The 18,421-nt window shown below is 64.6% G+C and carries 15 protein-coding genes; 9 read left to right on the top strand and 6 right to left on the bottom strand.

The window, feature by feature from the left end:
* Positions 1 to 24: 24 nt before the first annotated feature.
* Complete coding sequence (locus MF6396_RS01595; protein WP_078479555.1) at positions 25 to 909, bottom strand: MBL fold metallo-hydrolase; 885 nt, start codon at positions 907 to 909, stop codon at positions 25 to 27.
* A 105-nt stretch (positions 910 to 1,014) separates the two neighbouring features.
* Between MF6396_RS01595 and MF6396_RS01590 the strand changes: the two genes are divergently transcribed.
* Positions 1,015 to 1,923: a LysR family transcriptional regulator gene (locus tag MF6396_RS01590; RefSeq protein WP_054914797.1), complete on the top strand. Its 909-nt coding sequence runs from the start codon at positions 1,015 to 1,017 to the stop codon at positions 1,921 to 1,923.
* A 74-nt stretch (positions 1,924 to 1,997) separates the two neighbouring features.
* Positions 1,998 to 2,171, top strand: a complete 174-nt coding sequence (locus tag MF6396_RS28750) for a hypothetical protein (RefSeq protein WP_167400210.1) — start codon at positions 1,998 to 2,000, stop codon at positions 2,169 to 2,171.
* Here MF6396_RS28750 and MF6396_RS01585 read toward each other — a convergent pair.
* Complete coding sequence (locus tag MF6396_RS01585) at positions 2,164 to 3,042, bottom strand: helix-turn-helix domain-containing protein (RefSeq protein ID WP_078479554.1); 879 nt, start codon at positions 3,040 to 3,042, stop codon at positions 2,164 to 2,166. The genes MF6396_RS28750 and MF6396_RS01585 overlap by 8 nt on opposite strands.
* 139 nt (positions 3,043 to 3,181) lie before the next feature.
* Here MF6396_RS01585 and pobA point away from each other — a divergent pair, with 139 nt between their 5' ends.
* A complete protein-coding gene (gene pobA / locus MF6396_RS01580; RefSeq protein ID WP_078479553.1) occupies positions 3,182 to 4,372 on the top strand; it encodes a 4-hydroxybenzoate 3-monooxygenase in 1,191 nt (396 codons plus the stop codon).
* A gap of 108 nt (positions 4,373 to 4,480) precedes the next feature.
* Positions 4,481 to 5,884, top strand: coding sequence for an MDR family MFS transporter (locus tag MF6396_RS01575; RefSeq protein WP_054914927.1), 1,404 nt, complete (start codon positions 4,481 to 4,483; stop codon positions 5,882 to 5,884).
* Here MF6396_RS01575 and MF6396_RS01570 read toward each other — a convergent pair whose 3' ends face one another.
* Together MF6396_RS01570 and MF6396_RS01565 are read right to left on the bottom strand one after the other, a co-directional pair.
* Complete coding sequence (locus tag MF6396_RS01570) at positions 5,885 to 6,769, bottom strand: DMT family transporter (RefSeq protein WP_043860769.1); 885 nt, start codon at positions 6,767 to 6,769, stop codon at positions 5,885 to 5,887. It abuts the gene before it with no gap.
* Between the two features lie 151 nt (positions 6,770 to 6,920).
* Positions 6,921 to 7,553, bottom strand: a complete 633-nt coding sequence (locus tag MF6396_RS01565) for a TetR family transcriptional regulator (protein ID WP_043860768.1) — start codon at positions 7,551 to 7,553, stop codon at positions 6,921 to 6,923.
* Between the two features lie 261 nt (positions 7,554 to 7,814).
* Between MF6396_RS01565 and MF6396_RS01560 the strand changes: the two genes are divergently transcribed.
* The 4 genes from MF6396_RS01560 to MF6396_RS01545 all read left to right on the top strand — a co-directional run bounded on the left by MF6396_RS01560 (position 7,815) and on the right by MF6396_RS01545 (position 15,030).
* Positions 7,815 to 8,966, top strand: coding sequence for an efflux RND transporter periplasmic adaptor subunit (locus tag MF6396_RS01560; protein WP_054914799.1), 1,152 nt, complete (start codon positions 7,815 to 7,817; stop codon positions 8,964 to 8,966).
* 3 nt (positions 8,967 to 8,969) lie between these two features.
* The gene (gene ttgB, locus MF6396_RS01555) at positions 8,970 to 12,125 is read left to right on the top strand and encodes a multidrug efflux RND transporter permease subunit TtgB (RefSeq protein WP_043860766.1); all 3,156 of its coding nucleotides are present in this window, start codon (positions 8,970 to 8,972) and stop codon (positions 12,123 to 12,125) included.
* Complete coding sequence (locus MF6396_RS01550; RefSeq protein WP_043860765.1) at positions 12,122 to 13,576, top strand: AdeC/AdeK/OprM family multidrug efflux complex outer membrane factor; 1,455 nt, start codon at positions 12,122 to 12,124, stop codon at positions 13,574 to 13,576. The genes ttgB and MF6396_RS01550 overlap by 4 nt, the downstream gene beginning before the upstream one ends.
* Before the next feature lie 200 nt (positions 13,577 to 13,776).
* A complete protein-coding gene (locus MF6396_RS01545) occupies positions 13,777 to 15,030 on the top strand; it encodes an OprD family porin (protein ID WP_058540912.1) in 1,254 nt (417 codons plus the stop codon).
* Between the two features lie 102 nt (positions 15,031 to 15,132).
* Here the strand turns inward: MF6396_RS01545 and MF6396_RS01540 are convergent, their stop codons facing one another.
* Positions 15,133 to 16,047 carry a TauD/TfdA dioxygenase family protein gene (locus MF6396_RS01540; RefSeq protein WP_043860763.1) on the bottom strand — a complete coding sequence of 305 codons (915 nt, stop codon included), beginning with the start codon at positions 16,045 to 16,047 and terminating at the stop codon, positions 15,133 to 15,135.
* A 181-nt stretch (positions 16,048 to 16,228) separates the two neighbouring features.
* Between MF6396_RS01540 and MF6396_RS01535 the strand changes: the two genes are divergently transcribed.
* A complete protein-coding gene (locus tag MF6396_RS01535; protein WP_078479552.1) occupies positions 16,229 to 17,155 on the top strand; it encodes a LysR family transcriptional regulator in 927 nt (308 codons plus the stop codon).
* Here the strand turns inward: MF6396_RS01535 and MF6396_RS01530 are convergent.
* Positions 17,112 to 18,158, bottom strand: coding sequence for an ABC transporter substrate-binding protein (locus MF6396_RS01530; protein ID WP_043860761.1), 1,047 nt, complete (start codon positions 18,156 to 18,158; stop codon positions 17,112 to 17,114). The two genes, MF6396_RS01535 and MF6396_RS01530, sit on opposite strands and share 44 nt — an antisense overlap.
* Between the last annotated feature and the right edge of the window lie 263 nt (positions 18,159 to 18,421).

Below are 18,421 nucleotides of genomic sequence, written 5' to 3'. Positions count from 1 at the left end.
CCTCCGATCAGGATTGAACGACACTTACCACTTCATTTCGCCCTTGGCGACCTTGGCGCCGAGCTCCAGCGAGCTCTCCTCGCCCAGGCCGGGGTAACGTTTTTTCATTGCAGCGACCAGCTCGGCCGAGTTGGCCGCCCTGGCGGTTTCGGCATCGAAGGCGCGGATGTAATCGGCGGTGAAGCGCACCGCCTCGAGCGACCCCTTGCTCTGCCCCAGGTAATGCCCCGGCACCACCGTCTGCGGCGCCAGCTGCTCGATGCGCGCCAGGGTCGCGAGCCAGTCCTTGTGCGACTGCGCCGACTGGGTGTCGGCCATCCACACGTGCAGGTTCTCGGCCACCACTACCCCGCCGACCACCGCCTTGATCGACGGGACCCATACAAAGCTGCGGTCGGGCTGCGGGCCGTCCAGGCCGATCACTTCAAGACGCTGCCCTTCAATGGTGAGCACGTTGCCGGGCAGCACGTCAGGCACGATGAGCCGGGCTGGCTTGTCGGCCCCCATCTGCGGGCCCCAGTAGGCAAGCTTGGCAGCCATGGTCTGCTTGATGTGCGCGACCGTCGCCTGCGACGCCAGCACCTTGGCCTTGGGGTAGGCACGGGTCAGGGTGTCGAGGCCGAAGTAATAGTCCGGGTCGCCATGGCTGATGTAGATGGTGGTGAGTTGCTTGCCGCTATCGCGAAGCTTCTTCAGCACCTGCTCGGCCTGGCCCTTGCCGAACTGTGCATCCACCAGAATCGCCTCGTGCTGGCCACTGACGATCACCGAGCTGACCGGAAACAGCGCCTCGCTGCCGGGGTTGTACACGTCCAGTTTCAGCGGTGCGTCGCCGGCAACGGCCTGGGTGATCGCACCGAAAGCGGCACACGCCAGCAGCAGGCGACGCAGGGAAAAGAAAGCAGCCATCAAGCAATACCTGTTCAAGTCATCGATGAGGCACAGCTTAGTTGCACAAACCATCACAAAAAATGCGATGCTCCAACATAGTTTGTTTCTGAAATCGGGCAGATCATGGACCGTCTCACCGCAATGAAGGTGTTCGTCAGCGTAGTCGACCTGGGCAGCCAGTCGGCCGCCGCCGACCAACTGGACCTGTCACGCCCTGTGGTTTCGCGTTACCTGGCCGAGCTGGAGGACTGGGTGGGGGCGCGCCTGATGCAGCGCACCACGCGCAAGCTGAGCCTGACTGCCGCCGGCCTGGAAACCCTGCCGCGCTGCCGGCAGATGCTGGAACTGGTGGGCGACCTGCACGCGGCAGTGGGCGCCCCGGATGACGCCCCGCGGGGTGAACTGCGCATCAGCGTCAGTACCTCGTTCGGGCATGCGCAACTGGTGGAAGCGGTAGCGGACTACGTCAAGCGCTACCCGCTGGTGAAGGTCGACCTGCAGATGCTCGACCGCACGGTCAACCTGGTGGACGAACGCATCGACCTGGCCATCCGCGTCAGCAACGACCTGGACCCCAACCTCATCGCCCGCCGCCTGAGTGTGTGCCGCTCGGTGGTGTGCGCCTCGCCAGCCTACCTGCGCGAGCACCCCGTACCGCGCCAGGTGCAGGACCTGAGCCAGCACAACTGCCTGACCCATTCGTACTTCGGCCACAGCCTCTGGCATTTCGAGGTCGACGGCGAACAGGTGTCGGTGCCGGTGCAAGGCAATATCAGCGCCAACGAGGCCCTGACCCTGGAGCGCGCCACCCTGGCCGGCACCGGTATCGCCATGCTGCCCACCTACCTGGTGTGGCAAGCCCTGCGCAGCGGCACGCTGGTACGCCTGCTGCCCGAGGCCAGGCCCCGCGAACTGGGCCTGAACGCGGTGTACACCTCGCGCAAGCACATGCCCGCAACCCTGCGCAGCATGCTCGACTTTCTGGCGGCACGCTTCACCGACCCGCCCCACTGGGACCACGGCCTGGACTGACCGGCAGGCACCTGGCGCAATGCTGGCCTATGCTTGTAGAAGCATCTGTGTGCGGGATACAGGAGGTTGGTGCCATGACCCTGAAATCCAGAAAGTGCGCTGCCCTGTTGGCCATCACTGCCGTGCTCGGGGTGTACGGGGCAGCGGCGTATCGGGTCGAGCTGCTGCGCCAGCAACCCTATGCGGCGTCCAGCTGCAGCTCCGCCCACTGCCTGCCCCATGCCGGCACGCTGAGCGTGGTCAGGTAGCCAGCGAAGGTTCACGACGACGAAAGTCGCGGGGCGAGAGGCCGGTCATGCGCCGGAAGAAGCGCGAGAAGTACGCCGGGTCGGCAAAACCCAGGCTGTCGGCCAACTGGTTGATCGTGAGGCTGGTGTAGATCAGGTCGCGCTTGGCTTCCAGCACGATGCGCTGGTGCACGATCTGCAGCGCCGACTGCCCGGCCAATGCCCGGCACAAGGTATTGAGCGTTGCCACCGACACCCCCACCTGATGCGCCAGTTGCTCCACGCTCGGCTGCTGGCGAAACTGCTGCTCCACCAGCCCGTTGAAACGCTGCAGGTACTCGCGCCCACGTTCCGGCACCTGGGCACCGGCACTGCGGCGCAACTGTTGGCGGCTGATCCACACCACCATCAGGTTGATCAGCGAATGCAGCTGCAACTCGCGCCCGGGCAGGTCCTGCTGGTACTCGGCCTGCAGGGTGCTGAACAGGCTGTTGAGGTAATCGGCGTCGGCCCCGGCCAGGTAACTGGCGCCGCGCTGCAGGGCGGCTGGCACACCCGTCAGTTGCCGCTGCAGCACCTCCACCAGCGGCGCCGCCAGAGTCACCACATAACCATCGACGTCTTCGGAAAAGCGAAAGCCGTGCACGCACAGCGCCGGCACCACCTGGATCGCCGCCTGCTCCAGGCGACACACCTGCCCCTCCAGCTCGATCTCGGCCTGGCCCCTGTACAGGAACAGCAACTGCCACAGGTCGGCATGCCGGTGCGGCTCGATCTCCCACTGGTGCAGGCGGCTGCGCGCCGGGATCGACTCGCTGTGCAGCAGGTCGGGCGTCGGCCAGCCCAGCGTCTCGCCGTACAGCTTGAATACCGGAATCGACACCCTGCTCATCACACCCTCGCTTCCCGACCACTGTCCGATAAACGCACCCATTAGCGAAAAGTACCGCTTTGTGCTCGGTTTGTCCCTTCAGAAGGCCATCCGGCAAGCGAAAAATGCAGGTACTCCAATCATAAAAAGTCCAACAACCATGAAAACCCAAGTCGCGATCATCGGTGCGGGCCCGTCCGGCCTGCTGCTCGGCCAGTTGCTTCACAACGCCGGCATCTCCAACGTCATCCTCGAACGCCAGGGCCCCGACTATGTACTGGGGCGTATCCGCGCCGGCGTGCTCGAACAGGGCATGGTCGAGCTGCTGCGCGAAGCCGGGGTCGGTCAGCGCATGGACGCCGAAGGGCTGCCCCATGCAGGCTTCGAGCTGGCCTTCGACGGGCGCCGCGAGCACATCGACCTCAAGGGCCTGACCGGCGGCCAGGGCGTGATGATCTACGGCCAGACCGAAGTCACCCGCGACCTGATGGCCGCGCGCGCCGACAGCGGTGCGACCACGGTCTACCACGCCGAGAACGTGCGCCCGCACGACATGAAGACTGGGCAGCCCTACGTCACCTATGAAAAGGACGGCCAGCAGCATCGCCTGGACTGCGACTACATTGCCGGCTGCGACGGTTATCACGGGGTGGCACGCCAGTCGATTCCAAGCGAGGCGCTGCAGGTGTTCGAGCGGGTCTACCCGTTCGGCTGGCTGGGCATCCTGGCCGATACCCCGCCGGTCAGCGACGAGTTGGTGTACGCACGCCACGAACGCGGCTTCGCCCTGTGCAGCATGCGCTCGCCTACCCGCACCCGCTACTACGTGCAGGTGCCGGCCGAAGAGAAAGTCGAGGACTGGTCGGATGAGCGCTTCTGGGAGGAACTCAAGTCGCGCCTGCCCGACGAGTTGGCCGAGCGCCTGGTCACCGGCCCGTCGATCGAGAAAAGCATCGCCCCGCTGCGCAGCTTCGTGGTGGAGCCGATGCAGTACGGGCGCCTGTTCCTGGTCGGCGACGCCGCGCACATCGTGCCGCCCACCGGCGCCAAGGGCCTGAACCTGGCCGCCAGTGACGTCAGCACGCTGTACAACATCCTGCGCAAGGTCTACGCCGAAGGCCGCACCGACCTGCTGGAACGCTACTCGGCGATCTGCCTGCGGCGCATCTGGAAGGCCGAACGCTTCTCGTGGTGGATGACCTCGATGCTGCACCGCTTCCCCGACAGCGACGCCTTCAGCCAGCGTATCCAGCACACCGAGCTGGACTACTTCGTGGGCTCCGAGGCCGGGCGCAGGACCCTGGCAGAAAACTACGTGGGCCTGCCCTACGAGCCCATCGAAGACGCTTAGCAGGCTATCGAGTACACTGGGCAGCACCCGGTCCCACTTGCCCAGAGCTGCCCCGTGACGCAATTGAACACTCCGCAACCCGCCCTGCGCAGCGTGCTCGTCGCGCTGATGCTGGCGATCTTCCTCGGCGCGCTGGACCAGACAATCGTCGCGGTCTCGATGCCGGCGATCTCCGCGCAATTCAACGACGTGACCCTGCTGGCCTGGGTAATTTCCGGCTACATGGTGGCCATGACCGTGGCGGTGCCGATCTACGGCAAGCTCGGCGACCTGTACGGCCGGCGGCGCATGATCCTGACCGGTACCGGGCTTTTCACCCTGGCCTCGCTGTTCTGCGCGCTGGCACAGAACATGGAGCAACTGGTGCTGGCGCGGGTACTGCAGGGCATCGGCGCGGGCGGCATGGTGTCGGTCAGCCAGGCGATCATCGGCGACTTCGTGCCGCCCCGCGAGCGCGGTCGCTACCAGGGTTATTTCAGCAGCATGTATGCCCTGGCCAGCGTCGCCGGCCCGGTGCTGGGCGGGCTGCTGACCGAGTACCTGTCGTGGCGCTGGGTGTTCTGGCTGAACCTGCCGCTGGGGCTGACCGCCTGGTGGGTCACCGAGCGTACCCTGCGCGGGCTGGCCACGCCGCAACGCAAGGCGCAGGTGGACTACCCCGGCGCGGTGCTGTTGATCTTGGGCCTGACGGCCCTGCTGCTGGGCATCACCCTGATCGGCCAGGGCCAGCCCATCGGGTCCGGCCCGGTTGCCGGCCTGCTGCTGGCAGCCCTGTTCGGGCTGGGCGTATTCGTGCTGCACGAACGCCGCGCCGTCGAGCCACTGCTGCCGTTGCAGCTGTTCGGCAACCGGGTGGCAGTGCTGTGCTGGTGCACGATCTTCTTCACCAGTTTCCAGGCCATCTCGCTGACCATGCTGATGCCACTGCGCTTTCAGAGCATCACCGGGGCGGGCGCCGACAGCGCCGCCCTGCACCTGCTGCCCCTGGCCATGGGCCTGCCGATCGGCGCCTATTGCGGCGGCCGCCTGACCAGCCTGACCGGGCGCTACAAGCCGCAGATTCTGGGCGGTGCACTGTTGATGCCGGTGGCGATCATCGGCATGGCCCTGAGCCCGATCGACGGCGTGCTGCTCAGTGGCGCGTTCATGCTGCTGACCGGCATCGCCTCGGGCCTGCAGTTCCCCACCTCGCTGGTGGCAACCCAGAGCGCAGTGGAGCCGCGGGACATCGGCGTGGCGACCAGCACCACCAACCTGTTCCGCTCGCTGGGCGGGGCGATGGGCGTGGCCTGCATGTCGGCACTGCTGCTCAGCCTGCTGCACGACAGCGGCTTCAGCCTGGCCGGCGAGGCGTTGATCGGCAGCCTCAAGGACGGCCAGGCCAGTGCGGCGGTGCAGGCGCAGTTGCTGCAGACCTTTCGCAACCTGTTGCTGGGTAGCGCCGCCGTCTCCCTGCTGGGATTGTCGGCGGCGCTGGCATTGCCCAACCGCGAGCTGCGCGGCCGGCAGTAGTCAGTTGCGCCGCTGCGCCCAGGCCACCGCCAGGCCGCTCAGGCAAATGACCGCAATGCCGACCACGCCGTAGGCGTCCGGGGTGTGATTGAAAATGAGGTAGCCGTACAGGCCGGCGAACAGGATCTGCCCGTAGCTGAAGGGCGCCAGCATGGCCGGCGCGGCATGCCGGAAGGCCTGGGTCAGCAGCATGTGCCCGAGCATCCCGCAGGTGCCCAGGCCGATCATGAACAGGCCATGCCCCAGGGTCGGCATGCTCCAGAAGAATGGCACCAGCGCGGTCATGATCAGGCTGTTGAAGATGCCGGTGAGAAAGTTGCTGGTGGTCGGGCTGTCGATGCCGCTGAGCTTGCGCGTGAGCAACTGGTAGCAGCCGAAGCAGAAGGCCGAACACAACGGCAGCAGGATTGCGGGGGTGAACAGCGCCCCGCCCGGGCGCACCACGATCAGCACGCCGACAAACCCGGCCAGCACCGCCAGCCACTGGGCGCGGCTGACCCGTTCACCCAGCAGCGGTACCGACAATGCGGTTACCAGCAGGGGCGCGAGGAAGTTCACGGCGGTGGCTTCGGCCAGGGGGATGTAACGCAGGCCGGTGGTGAAGAACAGGCTGGTGCCGATCAGGCACAGCGCCCTGGCCAGTTGCAGGCCGGGGCGGCGTGTACGCACCACCGCCGAGAAGCCGCTGCGCGGCACGAACACCACCAGCATCAGCAGGGTGTGCACCACATAGCGCGCCCACACCACCATGACGATGGCATAGAAGCCGGAAAGGTATTTGGACAGGGCATCGTGGCTGGCGAACAACAGCACCGCCATGCACATCAGGGCGATTGCCTTGAGCGGCTGCTCGGCACCTTTGAGGGTCGGGTTGTGCGCACTCATGCCAGGGCTCTATGAAAAGTTGATGGTCCTTGGGGGCAGACTACCCGGTCACCGACTACCGTTCCAAGCAGCGCCGGTGTTTTTTGTTGACCGGGCACGGGGCACGACAGGGAAACGTCCTATGCCAACCTTCACAAATGCTCACAAATGCTCAATTGCGCAGCGACGGGCTCAAGCGCAGCATATCCAGCCCGGTATCCACCCACCGCTCGGCATCCCCGGCAATATCGAAACTGTCCGGCAGCAGCAGCCAGCTGCCAATGATGCCGTCGATGTAAGCGAATATTGCAATAGCGGCACGCTGCGGGTCCATGTCCGCAGGCAATTGCCCACGCCTGACTGCATTGGTCAACGTCAGCGCTATACGCTCGTAGCAGTCGCGGGTCGTGGCCTGGCGCTGCTGACGGATCTCACACATGTCATCGGTGAATTCACACTTATGATGCAGGATCTCATTGATGCGCCGGGTACGCGGCTCGTGCAGCATCTGCTGCATCAGTTGAATCAGCAACTTGCGCATGCAGCCCAGCGGATCCGGCTCGTCTTCGCTCTCGCCGGCCTGGGCCAGCGCCTCGATCGGCTCACGCAAGCTGTCGAGCAGGGCCTGCACCAGTTCGCCCTTGTCCTGAAAGTGCCAGTAGATGGCACCCCGGGTCACCCCGGCCAGCTTGGCGATATCCGCCAGGGTGGTACGCGCCACCCCACGGGCATGGAAAGCTTTTTCGGCGGCCTCGAGTATCTGTTGGCGGGTTTCCTGAGCTTCCTCTTTGGTGCGACGGACCATGGCAGTACAACCTCATCAAGGAGCCGGACGCGCGCTGCGGGCGTCCGGGTTCTGAGCCGGTATGGCCACTGTCGGGCCCTCTACCGGGTGTCTTAATCAAGCCTGTGGTCACCTCGACAAGGTGCGCCACGGGTATTTACAAACAAGCATGAATGTAAGTATATTCCTTAGCATCCTACTTATCCACCCGGAATTAATTTTCCCTTCATCCCGTTTCCATTACTCTTGAGCGTCTTCAGCTCTTTCGACCCGAGGATCTTCATGCAATTCAAGCCAGCTGTTTCCGCTCTGGTTTCCGCCGTCGCCCTGGCAACACTGCTCAGCGGCTGTAAAAAGGAAGAAGCGGCGCCTGCGGCGCAAGCTCCTCAGGTCGGCGTCGTGACCCTTCAATCCCAGGCCTATACCCTGACTTCCGACCTGCCGGGGCGCACCATCGCCTACCGCGTGGCCGAAGTGCGTCCACAGGTCAACGGCATCATTCTCAAGCGTCTGTTCAAGGAAGGCAGCGAGGTCAAGGAAGGCCAGCAGCTGTACCAGATCGACCCGTCGGTGTACGAGGCGACCCTGGCCAGCGCCCAGGCCAACCTGCAATCGACCCGCTCGCTGTCGGACCGCTACAAGCAACTGGTGGCCGAGCAGGCCGTGAGCCGTCAGGAATACGACGACGCACAAGCCAAACGTTTGCAGGCTGAAGCCTCGCTGCGCAGCGCACAGATCGACCTGCGCTACACCAAGGTGCTGGCGCCACTGAGCGGCCGTATCGGACGCTCGATGTTCACCGAAGGTGCGCTGGTCAACAACGGCCAGGCCGATGCCATGGCGGTGATCCAGCAGCTGGACCCGATCTACGTCGACGTCACCCAGTCTTCGGCCGAGCTGCTCAAGCTGCGCCGCGAGCTCGAAAGCGGTCAACTGCAGAAGGCCGGCGCCAACGCCGCCAAGGTCTCGCTGAACCTGGAAGACGGCACCACCTACACCCACGAAGGCCGCCTGGAGTTCTCCGAAGTCTCGGTCGACCAGACCACCGGCTCGGTAACCCTGCGCGCCGTGTTCCCCAACCCCGAGCACAACCTGCTGCCAGGGATGTTCGTGCATGCACGCCTGGCCGCCGGCGTGAACGCCAACGCGATCCTCGCCCCGCAACAAGGCGTGACCCGTGACCTCAAGGGCCAGCCCACCGCGTTGATCGTGGACAAGGACAACAAGGTCGAACTGCGCCAGCTCAAGGCCAGCCGTACCGTTGGCAGCGACTGGCTGATCGAGGAAGGCCTGAAGCCGGGCGACCGCCTGATCACCGAAGGCCTGCAGTTCGTCAAGCCGGGCGTCGAGGTCAAGGTCAGCGAAGCCACCAACGTCAAGCCTGCCCAACCGTCCCAGGCCAATGCAGCGTCAGCAGGGGCCAAAGGGGAATAAACCATGTCGAGATTCTTTATCGATCGCCCCATCTTTGCCTGGGTAATCGCCCTGGTGATCATGCTGGTCGGGGCCTTGTCGATCGTCAAGTTGCCGATCAACCAGTACCCGAGCATCGCGCCGCCGGCCATCGCCATCGCCGTGACCTACCCGGGCGCCTCGGCGCAGACCGTGCAGGACACCGTGGTCCAGGTGATCGAGCAGCAGCTCAACGGTATCGACAACCTGCGTTATGTGCAGTCCGAGAGCAACTCGGACGGCAGCATGACCATTACCGCCACCTTCGAGCAGGGTACCAACCCTGACACCGCGCAGGTCCAGGTGCAGAACAAGCTGAACCTGGCCACCCCGCTGTTGCCGCAAGAAGTGCAGCAGCAGGGTATCCGCGTGACCAAGGCAGTGAAGAACTTCCTGCTGGTGATCGGCCTGGTGTCCGAAGACGGCAGCATGACCAAGGACGACCTGTCGAACTACATCGTCTCCAACATGCAGGACCCGATCTCGCGTACCGCCGGTGTGGGTGACTTCCAGGTGTTCGGTGCCCAGTACGCCATGCGTATCTGGCTCGATCCGGCCAAGCTGAACAAGTTCCAGCTGACCCCGGTGGACGTCAAGACCGCCGTGGCCGCGCAGAACGTGCAGGTGTCCTCCGGTCAGTTGGGCGGCCTGCCTGCCCTGCCCGGCACGCAGCTCAACGCCACCATCATCGGCAAGACCCGCCTGCAGACCGCCGAGCAGTTCGAGAAGATCCTGCTCAAGGTCAACCGCGACGGCTCCCAGGTCCGCCTGGGCGATGTCGCCGACGTCAGCCTGGGGGGCGAGAACTACAGCGTCAGCGCACAGTTCAATGGCAAGCCGGCCTCCGGCCTTGCGATCAAGCTGGCAACCGGGGCCAACGCCCTGGACACCGCCAAGGCACTGCGCAACACCATCGCCGAGCTGGAGCCGTTCTTCCCGCCTGGCATGAAGGCGGTGTTCCCGTATGACACCACGCCTGTGGTCACCGAATCGATCAGTGGGGTGATCCACACCCTGATCGAGGCGATCGTGCTGGTGTTCCTGGTGATGTACCTGTTCCTGCAGAACTTCCGCGCCACCGTGATCACCACCATGACCGTACCGGTGGTATTGCTCGGCACCTTCGGCATCCTTGCCGCGGCAGGCTTCAGCATCAACACCCTGACCATGTTCGCCATGGTCCTGGCCATCGGCCTGCTGGTGGACGACGCCATCGTGGTGGTGGAAAACGTCGAGCGGGTGATGTCCGAAGAGGGGTTGTCACCCAAGGAGGCGACCAAGAAGTCCATGGGCCAGATCCAGGGCGCCCTGGTCGGTATCGCCCTGGTACTGTCGGCGGTACTGCTGCCGATGGCGTTCTTCGGCGGCTCCACGGGCGTGATCTACCGGCAGTTCTCGATCACCATCGTGTCGGCCATGGGCCTGTCGGTGCTGGTCGCGCTGATCTTCACCCCGGCGCTGTGCGCCACCATGCTCAAGCCGGTCAAGAAAGGCGAGCACCATACCGCCAAGCGTGGCTTCTTCGGCTGGTTCAACCGCAACTTCGACCGCAGCGTGCAGAGCTACGAGCGCGGCGTGGGCAACATCCTGCGTCACAAGGCCCCGTACTTCCTGGCCTACATCCTGATCGTGGTGGGCATGGTGTGGCTGTTCATGCGTATCCCTACCGCGTTCCTGCCCGAGGAAGACCAGGGCGTACTGTTCGCCCAGGTGCAGACCCCGGCCGGTTCCAGTGCCGAGCGCACCCAGGCGGTGGTCGACGAAATGCGCGCCTACCTGCTGGACAAGGAGTCCGACACAGTGGCCTCGGTGTTCACCGTGAACGGCTTCAACTTCGCCGGCCGCGGCCAGAGTTCGGGCATGGCCTTCATCATGCTCAAGCCGTGGGGTGAACGTTCTGCCGAAAACAGCGTGTTCAACCTGGCAACCCGTGCCCAACAGCACTTCTTCAGCTTCCGCGACGCGATGGTGTTCGCCTTCGCCCCGCCGGCCGTACTGGAGCTGGGTAACGCCACCGGTTTCGACGTGTTCCTGCAGGACCGCGCCGGCGTCGGCCACGACAAGCTGATGGAAGCGCGCAACCAGTTCCTGGGCATGGCCGCGCAGAGCAAGATCCTCACCCAGGTACGTCCGAACGGCCTGAACGATGAGCCGCAATACCAGCTGACCATCGACGACGAACGCGCCAGTGCCCTGGGCGTGACCATCGCCGATATCAACAACACCCTGTCGATCGCCCTGGGTGCCAGCTATGTGAACGACTTCATCGACCGTGGTCGGGTCAAGAAGGTCTACCTGCAAGGCACTGCCGATTCGCGCATGAGCCCTGAAGACCTGCAGAAGTGGTACGTGCGCAACGCCGCCGGCGAGATGGTGCCGTTCTCTTCCTTCGCCAGCGGCGAGTGGAGCTACGGTGCACCCAAGCTGTCGCGTTACAACGGTGTCGAGGCAATGGAAGTACTCGGTGCGCCAGCCCCTGGCTACAGTACCGGTGAGGCCATGGCCGAGGTCGAGCGCCTGGCTGCACAACTGCCAGCCGGTGTCGGCTTCGCCTGGACCGGCATGTCGTACGAAGAGAAGCTGTCGGGCTCGCAGATGCCGGCACTGTTCGCGCTGTCGCTGCTGATGGTGTTCCTGTGTCTGGCGGCACTGTACGAGAGCTGGTCGATCCCGATCGCGGTGGTGCTGGTGGTGCCGCTGGGTATCATCGGTGCGCTGATGGCGGCCAGCATGCGCGGGCTGTCCAACGACGTGTACTTCCTGGTGGGGCTGCTGACCACCATCGGCCTGGCGGCGAAGAACGCGATCCTGATCGTCGAGTTCGCCAAGGAACTGCACGAGCAGGGCCGCAGCCTGGTCGATGCGGCGATCGAGGCGTGCCGCATGCGTCTGCGTCCGATCATCATGACCTCGCTGGCGTTCATCCTGGGCGTGGTGCCGCTGACCATCGCCACCGGCGCAGGCTCCGGCAGCCAGCACGCCATCGGTACCGGTGTGATCGGCGGCATGATCACCGCAACGGTACTGGCGATCTTCTGGGTACCACTGTTCTTCGTAAGCGTGTCGTCGCTGTTCGGTAGCAAGAAGCCCGAAGAAGAGGACGCCAAACCTGAAACCCCACGCTATGAGGCCGGGCAATGAGTAAGTCCCTGTTGTCCCTGGCAGTCACCGCCTTCATTCTCGGTGGCTGCTCGCTGATCCCTGATTACCAGACCCCCGAGTCGCCGGTGGCGGCCCAGTGGCCGCAAGGGCCGGCCTACTCGCCGACCCAGTCGGCCGACGTGGCTGCGGCCGAACAGGGCTGGCGCCAGTTCTTCCATGACCCGGCGCTGCAGCAACTGATCCAGACCTCGCTGGTCAACAACCGCGACCTGCGGGTCGCCGCGCTGAACATCGATGCCTACCGGGCGCAGTACCGCATCCAGCGGGCCGACCTGTTCCCGGCGGTCTCGGCCACCGGCAGCGGCAGCCGCCAGCGGGTGCCGGCCAACGTTTCGCAGACCGGCGAGTCGAGCATCAACAGCCAGTACTCGGCCACCCTGGGCGTGAGTGCCTACGAACTCGACCTGTTCGGTCGGGTGCGCAGCCTCAGCGAGCAGGCCCTGGAAACCTACCTGTCGAGTGAACAGGCGCGTCGTTCCACGCAGATCAGCCTGGTGGCCAGCGTGGCCAACGCCTACTTCACCTGGCAGGCCGACAAGGAGCTGCTGACGCTCACCGAAGACACGCTCAAGACCTACGAGCAGAGCTATGCCCTGACCCGTCGCAGCAGCGAAGTCGGCGTGGCCTCGGCCCTGGACCTGAGCCAGGCGCGTACCTCGGTCGAGGGCGCACGGGTCAAGCTGGCCCAGTACCAGCGCCTGGTGGCGCAGGACCTGAACAGCCTGGCCGTGCTGGTCGGCACCGGCGTGCCGGCGAACCTGCCCAACGGCATGAAACTCGACAGCGACCTGCTGGCCGACGTGCCGGCCGGCCTGCCGTCGGATGTGCTGCAGCGTCGTCCCGACATCCAGGAGGCCGAGCACCTGCTCAAGGCCGCCAACGCCAACATCGGCGCGGCGCGCGCAGCGTTCTTCCCGAGCATCAGCCTGACCGCCAACGCCGGGACCCTGAGCCCCGACATGGGCGGGCTGTTCAAGGGCGGCTCGGGCACCTGGCTGTTCCAGCCGCAGATCAACCTGCCGATCTTCAACGCCGGCAGCCTGCGTGCAAGCCTGGACTACTCGAAGATCCAGAAGGACATCAACGTCGCCAAGTACGAAAAGACCATCCAGACTGCCTTCCAGGAAGTCTCCGATGGGCTGGCGGCGCGCCAGACCTTCAACGAGCAGTTGCAGGCCCAGCGTGATCTGGTCGAAGCCAACCAGGACTACTACCGCCTCGCCGAGCGTCGCTACCGTATCGGTATCGACAGCAACCTGACGTTCCTGGATGCCCAGCGCAACCTGTTCAGTGCCCAACAGGCCCTGATCAGCGACCGGCTGTCGCAGCTGGTCAGCGAGGTCAACCTGTACAAGGCCCTGGGTGGCGGCTGGTACGAGCGCACCGGTGATGCCCGCCAGCAAGCGTCGATCGAGTCGCCCAAGGGTTGATTCGATAGCGTGGCGACACAACAGCCCACCCTTCGCGGTGGGCTTTTTTGTGCCTTCAAGCCTGCCCCTACCAAAAGTAACCAGACAGTTAGTGTTCGGTTATCGCCCAATTCCGCCTGTAACGAATTGATTCCCCCCTGCCCGCCACAGCACCATCCATCCGCCATCGCCCCAACATAAAAACAAGAGACGCCCTAACGATGAACACTTTCCAGCCCGCACGTCACCTGTTCCCCGGCCTGCTTGCCATGAGCTGCGCCCTGCCCGCCCTGGCCGACGAAGGGGGCTTTGTCGAAGACGCCAAGGTTGGCCTCAACCTGCGCAACTTCTACATCAACCGCAACTTCGTCGACCCGGCCAACCCCCAGGGCAAGGGCGAGGAATGGACCCAGAGTTTCATCCTCGACGCCAAGTCCGGCTTCACCCAGGGCACCGTCGGCTTCGGCGTCGACGTGCTGGGCCTGTACTCGGTCAAGCTCGACGGCGGCAAGGGTACCGCCGGCACGCACCTGTTGCCGGTACACGATGACGGCCGCCCGGCCGATGACTTCGGACGCCTGGGCGTGGCGCTCAAGGCCAAGGTCTCCAAGACCGAGCTGAAGGTCGGCGAATGGATGCCGGTACTGCCGATCCTGCGTTCGGACGACGGCCGCTCGCTGCCGCAGACCTTTCGCGGCGGCCAGCTGACCTCCCAGGAAATCGACGGCCTGACCCTGTATGCCGGGCAATTTCGCGGCAACAGCCCGCGCAACGACGCGAGCATGGACGACATGTCCATGAACGGCCGCGCCGGTATCACCTCCGACCGCTTCAACTTTGCCGGTGGCGAGTACACCTTCAACAACAAGCGCACCCTGGTCGGGGTGTGGAACGCCCAGCTCAAGGACATCTACAACCAGCAATACATCAACCTGGTGCACAGCCAGCCGCTGGGCGACTGGACCCTGGGCGCCAACCTGGGCTACTTCATCGGCAAGGAAGACGGCGCCGAGCGTGCCGGCAAGCTCGACAACCGTACCGCCTCGGCGCTGCTTTCGGCACGCTATGGCAGCAACACCTTCTACGTGGGGCTGCAGAAGGTCAGCGGCGACGACTTGTGGATGCGGGTCAACGGCACCAGTGGCGGCACCCTGGCCAACGACAGCTACAACGCCAGCTTCGACAATGCCAAGGAGCGCTCCTGGCAGCTGCGTCACGACTTCAACTTCGCCGGGCTTGGCGTGCCGGGGCTGACCCTGATGAACCGCTACATCAAGGGCGACAACGTGCACACCGCCGTGGTCAGCGACGGCAAGGAATGGGCGCGGGAATCGGAGCTGGCGTACGTGATCCAGTCCGGCAGCCTGAAGAACCTGTCGTTCAAATGGCGCAACTCGACCATGCGCCGCGACTTCAGCACCAATGCATTCGACGAGAACCGCCTGATCGTCAGCTACCCGATCAGCTTTCTCTGACCTTCGGGCCTGCGTTGCAGCCCATCGCGGGTCAAGCCCGCTCCCACAAGGATCACCGAACTCCTGTGGGAGCGGGCTTGACCCGCGATGAGGCCAGCCCCATCAGCCCACATCCTGCCCCTTGATGGTGCGGCTACGCTGCCCCTGCACCCCCACCGGCACATCCCCCTGCAGCGTCACCCGGCGCACCACGCGCCCCTGGGTACCGTAGTCATCCACCGCATAATGCTGGGTCGCGCGGTTGTCCCAGATCGCCACGTCCCCGGCCTGCCAGCGCCAGCGCACGGTGTTCTCCAGGCGCGTCACATGGCTCTGCAGCAGGTTGAACAGGTGATCCGAATCGGCCTTCGAATAGCCCTTGATGCGCTTCACGAAATGCCCCAGCAGCAGGTGCTTCTCACCGCTCACCGGGTGCACCCGCACCACCGGATGCTCGGTCTCGTACACCGTCGAAGTGAACACCTTGCGGTAGTTCTCCAACTGCTCGAGGCTCACGTTCGGCTTGGTCGCGGCATAGTCGTACTCGTTGCTGTGCACCGCCCACAACTGCTCGGCCAGCGCCTGCAAGGCCGGTGACAGGTCGTCGTACGCGCTGGCGGTATTGGCCCACACCGTATCGCCCCCCGACGCCGGCGCCACCACCGAACGCAGGATCGACGCCTTGGGGTACGCCTCGACGAAGGTCACGTCGGTGTGCCAGGAGTTGGCCCGACGCCCTTGCCCGCCATCGAGTTCCAGCAGGTAGCGGGTGCCGTCGCGCACCGGCACGGTCGGGTGCGCGATGGGCTCGCCCAGCAGGTGCGCGAAGGCTTCCTGGGTCTGGTCGTCCAGCTGCGTCTGGCCCCTGAAGAAGATCACCTTGTGCTGCACCAGCGCGGCCTGGATCGCCTCCACCACCGCCGGGGCCAGGTCGGCGCCCAGTGTCACCCCACGAATTTCGGCACCGATGCGCCCGGCCACCGGATGAATCTCCAGCGCATGGCTGACAGGTGCTGCGGCAAATGCGGCGTTGCTCATGGTTCGTCCCTCATCGGTTGCGTCACGGTAAGTGCCGATGAAACTCTGGCGCTATCTATATGCAAATAAGCTCTAACAGATATGCAAGTGCTTCATTGACGGAATAAGAGCTTGCATTTAAAACCCAGACTCCCGGGGCGGCAAATACCTTCGCCCTATTTTTGGAATGCCGGAAAAGCATATGGATCTTCGCCAACTGCGCTACTTCATCGCCCTCACCGAACACCGCAGTTTCGTGCGCGCCGCCGACGCCATGGGCATCACCCAGCCCGCCTTCAGCCGCAGTATCCAGGGCCTGGAGCAGGAGTTCGGCTGTGTGCTGGTGGACCGCGCCAACAAGGATCTGCGCCCCACGCCCGAAGGCCAGGTGGTGCTGCAGCACGCTCTGCGCCTGGTGCAGGGCGCGGCGCAGTTGAGCAGCGAGGTGCAGCAGATGACCAAGCTCGATGCCGGCGAGCTGCGCTTTGGCTGCGGCCCCGCGCCAGCGGTGAACCTGGTGCCGCAGGCGGTGGCGCAGTTCATCAACGCCCACCCCAAGGTGCGCACGCATTTCGAGGTTTCAAATTGGGAAAAGCTCAGCCGGGCGCTGAGCCGCGAAGAGATCGAGTTCTTCGTCGCCGACATCCGCCACTTCGAAGCCGACCCCAACTTCCAGACCCTGGCCCTGACCCCGCGCCGCGGCCTGTTCTTCTGCCGCCCCGGGCACCCGCTGCTGGCCAAGGACAGCCTGTCGACCAACGACATGTTCGACTACCCGCTGGCCTGTTCGCTGATTCCGCCGGGGGTGCGCAAGCTGCTGGCCAACCTCAGCGGCAAGACCGACTTTTCGCCGCAGATCCAGAGCGAGCATCAACCCACCCTGCTCAAGATCGTGCTCGGCACCAATGCCATCGGCATCGGCAGCGAAGAGGCCTACGGCGCGGCGGTGCAGGCCGGCGAACTGGTGCGCCTGCACTGGCGCAACCTGCCGGCCAACCTCGACAGCTTCAATGCCCGCTGCGGCATCGTCAGCCGCAGCGGCTACCGCCTGTCCCCTGCGGCGCGGGCGATGATCGAGACCCTGATCAACCTTGCCCGCCAGCCTGCGCCACAGGCGCTGGTCGGGTAGCCTGCGGCGCCAGCCACTGGTCGACCTTGAACGGTTTGCGAATCAGGCGTTGCTGCGCGGCGAGGTCCACCGAGGCTTGCAGGCGAGCGAGAAAGTCGGGGTCCAGGGTCGAGTCGAACACCGCGCTCAGGCGCTCCTGGCTGAGGTCACGCTGCAGGATCGCCGGCGGGTAGCTGGCACGCTCCGACACCAGCTGGATGTAGGCGTCCTTGTTGGCATCGTCGGTCAGCCATTGCACCGCCGGCTGCTGCGCGGCGACGAACTTCTCGACCACTGCCGGGTACGCATCGACGAAGGCACCGGCGGCCACCAGCACCGCCTGCACATTGCCCGCCCCGCCCAGATCGCGGGTATTGAGCGGCAGTTCGGCCAGGCCGCGATCGGCCAGCGCACTGATGCCGGTGGAGCCCCAGGTGGCGTCGATCTGCCTGGCCGCCAGGGCGGCGATAGCCGCGCTGAAATCCAGGTTGATGACCTTGAGGTCCTTCTCGCTCAGGCCCTGGCTGGCCAGCGCGGCATCGAACGAAAGCTGCGTGGCGGTGCCACGGAACACCGCCACGCGCTTGCCCTTGAGGTCCTGCAGGGTCTTGATGCCGCTGCCCGGCACCACCCCAAGGTAGTGCTTGACCCCGCGCGCGGTGGCGGCCACCAGGCGGGTGTCGACGCCATTGGCCTTGCCGATGATCGCCGCCAGGTCGCCCAGGTAGGCGAAGTCCACCTGGCCATTGGCGAACGCCTCGTTGATGACCGGCCCCGCACCCTTGAAGTAGTTCCACTGGATGCTGATGCCGTCGGCGGCGAAGGCTTTCTCCAGCAGCTGTTGCTGTTGCAGCACGTCGGTGATGCCACCGCCCGAATGCTGGGTGCCGGCACTCAGGTCGGGCACCGCGATGCGGATCTGCTTGAGCTCGGCGCCCTGCGCCAGTGTCGGCATCCAGCCGATCACGGCGGCCAGTGCGGGGGTGGCGAACAGGCTGAAAACACGATTGATCGACAGGTTCATGGCACACAGCTCCTTGTAATGGTGCGGCCACGCTACCCATAGCGGATGCCAATCTTTAAATACTATTAAATTACATTTTAATAACCAGATTACATATAAGCCCTGTCAAGCCCGGCCCTGCGGGCTATGCATTTCACGCAACCAAAATATGCTTCGAATGCATTGGCTGCGCGGCGAGTCAGCGGCTTTAAATGCAGTTCTTATCGCTCAATCGAATGTAATTTCTTCTGCATATACCCATAAGAAATATACAAATAGCGAGG

The sequence above is a fragment of the Pseudomonas sp. MF6396 genome (assembly GCF_002018915.1).
GTDB classification, from domain to species: domain Bacteria; phylum Pseudomonadota; class Gammaproteobacteria; order Pseudomonadales; family Pseudomonadaceae; genus Aquipseudomonas; species Aquipseudomonas palmensis.
This window is presented reverse-complemented; position numbering and strand designations above follow the sequence as displayed.

Bases quoted from the DNA above. Each gene is read 5' to 3' on its own strand.
- MF6396_RS01595 (WP_078479555.1), bottom strand. From the start codon at position 909: ATGGCTGCTTTCTTTTCCCTGCGTCGCCTGCTGCTGGCGTGTGCCGCT.
- MF6396_RS01590 (WP_054914797.1), top strand. From the start codon at position 1,015: ATGGACCGTCTCACCGCAATGAAGGTGTTCGTCAGCGTAGTCGACCTG.
- MF6396_RS28750 (WP_167400210.1), top strand. From the start codon at position 1,998: ATGACCCTGAAATCCAGAAAGTGCGCTGCCCTGTTGGCCATCACTGCC.
- MF6396_RS01585 (WP_078479554.1), bottom strand. From the start codon at position 3,042: ATGAGCAGGGTGTCGATTCCGGTATTCAAGCTGTACGGCGAGACGCTG.
- pobA (WP_078479553.1), top strand. From the start codon at position 3,182: ATGAAAACCCAAGTCGCGATCATCGGTGCGGGCCCGTCCGGCCTGCTG.
- MF6396_RS01575 (WP_054914927.1), top strand. From the start codon at position 4,481: ATGCTGGCGATCTTCCTCGGCGCGCTGGACCAGACAATCGTCGCGGTC.
- MF6396_RS01570 (WP_043860769.1), bottom strand. From the start codon at position 6,769: ATGAGTGCGCACAACCCGACCCTCAAAGGTGCCGAGCAGCCGCTCAAG.
- MF6396_RS01565 (WP_043860768.1), bottom strand. From the start codon at position 7,553: ATGGTCCGTCGCACCAAAGAGGAAGCTCAGGAAACCCGCCAACAGATA.
- MF6396_RS01560 (WP_054914799.1), top strand. From the start codon at position 7,815: ATGCAATTCAAGCCAGCTGTTTCCGCTCTGGTTTCCGCCGTCGCCCTG.
- ttgB (WP_043860766.1), top strand. From the start codon at position 8,970: ATGTCGAGATTCTTTATCGATCGCCCCATCTTTGCCTGGGTAATCGCC.
- MF6396_RS01550 (WP_043860765.1), top strand. From the start codon at position 12,122: ATGAGTAAGTCCCTGTTGTCCCTGGCAGTCACCGCCTTCATTCTCGGT.
- MF6396_RS01545 (WP_058540912.1), top strand. From the start codon at position 13,777: ATGAACACTTTCCAGCCCGCACGTCACCTGTTCCCCGGCCTGCTTGCC.
- MF6396_RS01540 (WP_043860763.1), bottom strand. From the start codon at position 16,047: ATGAGCAACGCCGCATTTGCCGCAGCACCTGTCAGCCATGCGCTGGAG.
- MF6396_RS01535 (WP_078479552.1), top strand. From the start codon at position 16,229: ATGGATCTTCGCCAACTGCGCTACTTCATCGCCCTCACCGAACACCGC.
- MF6396_RS01530 (WP_043860761.1), bottom strand. From the start codon at position 18,158: ATGAACCTGTCGATCAATCGTGTTTTCAGCCTGTTCGCCACCCCCGCA.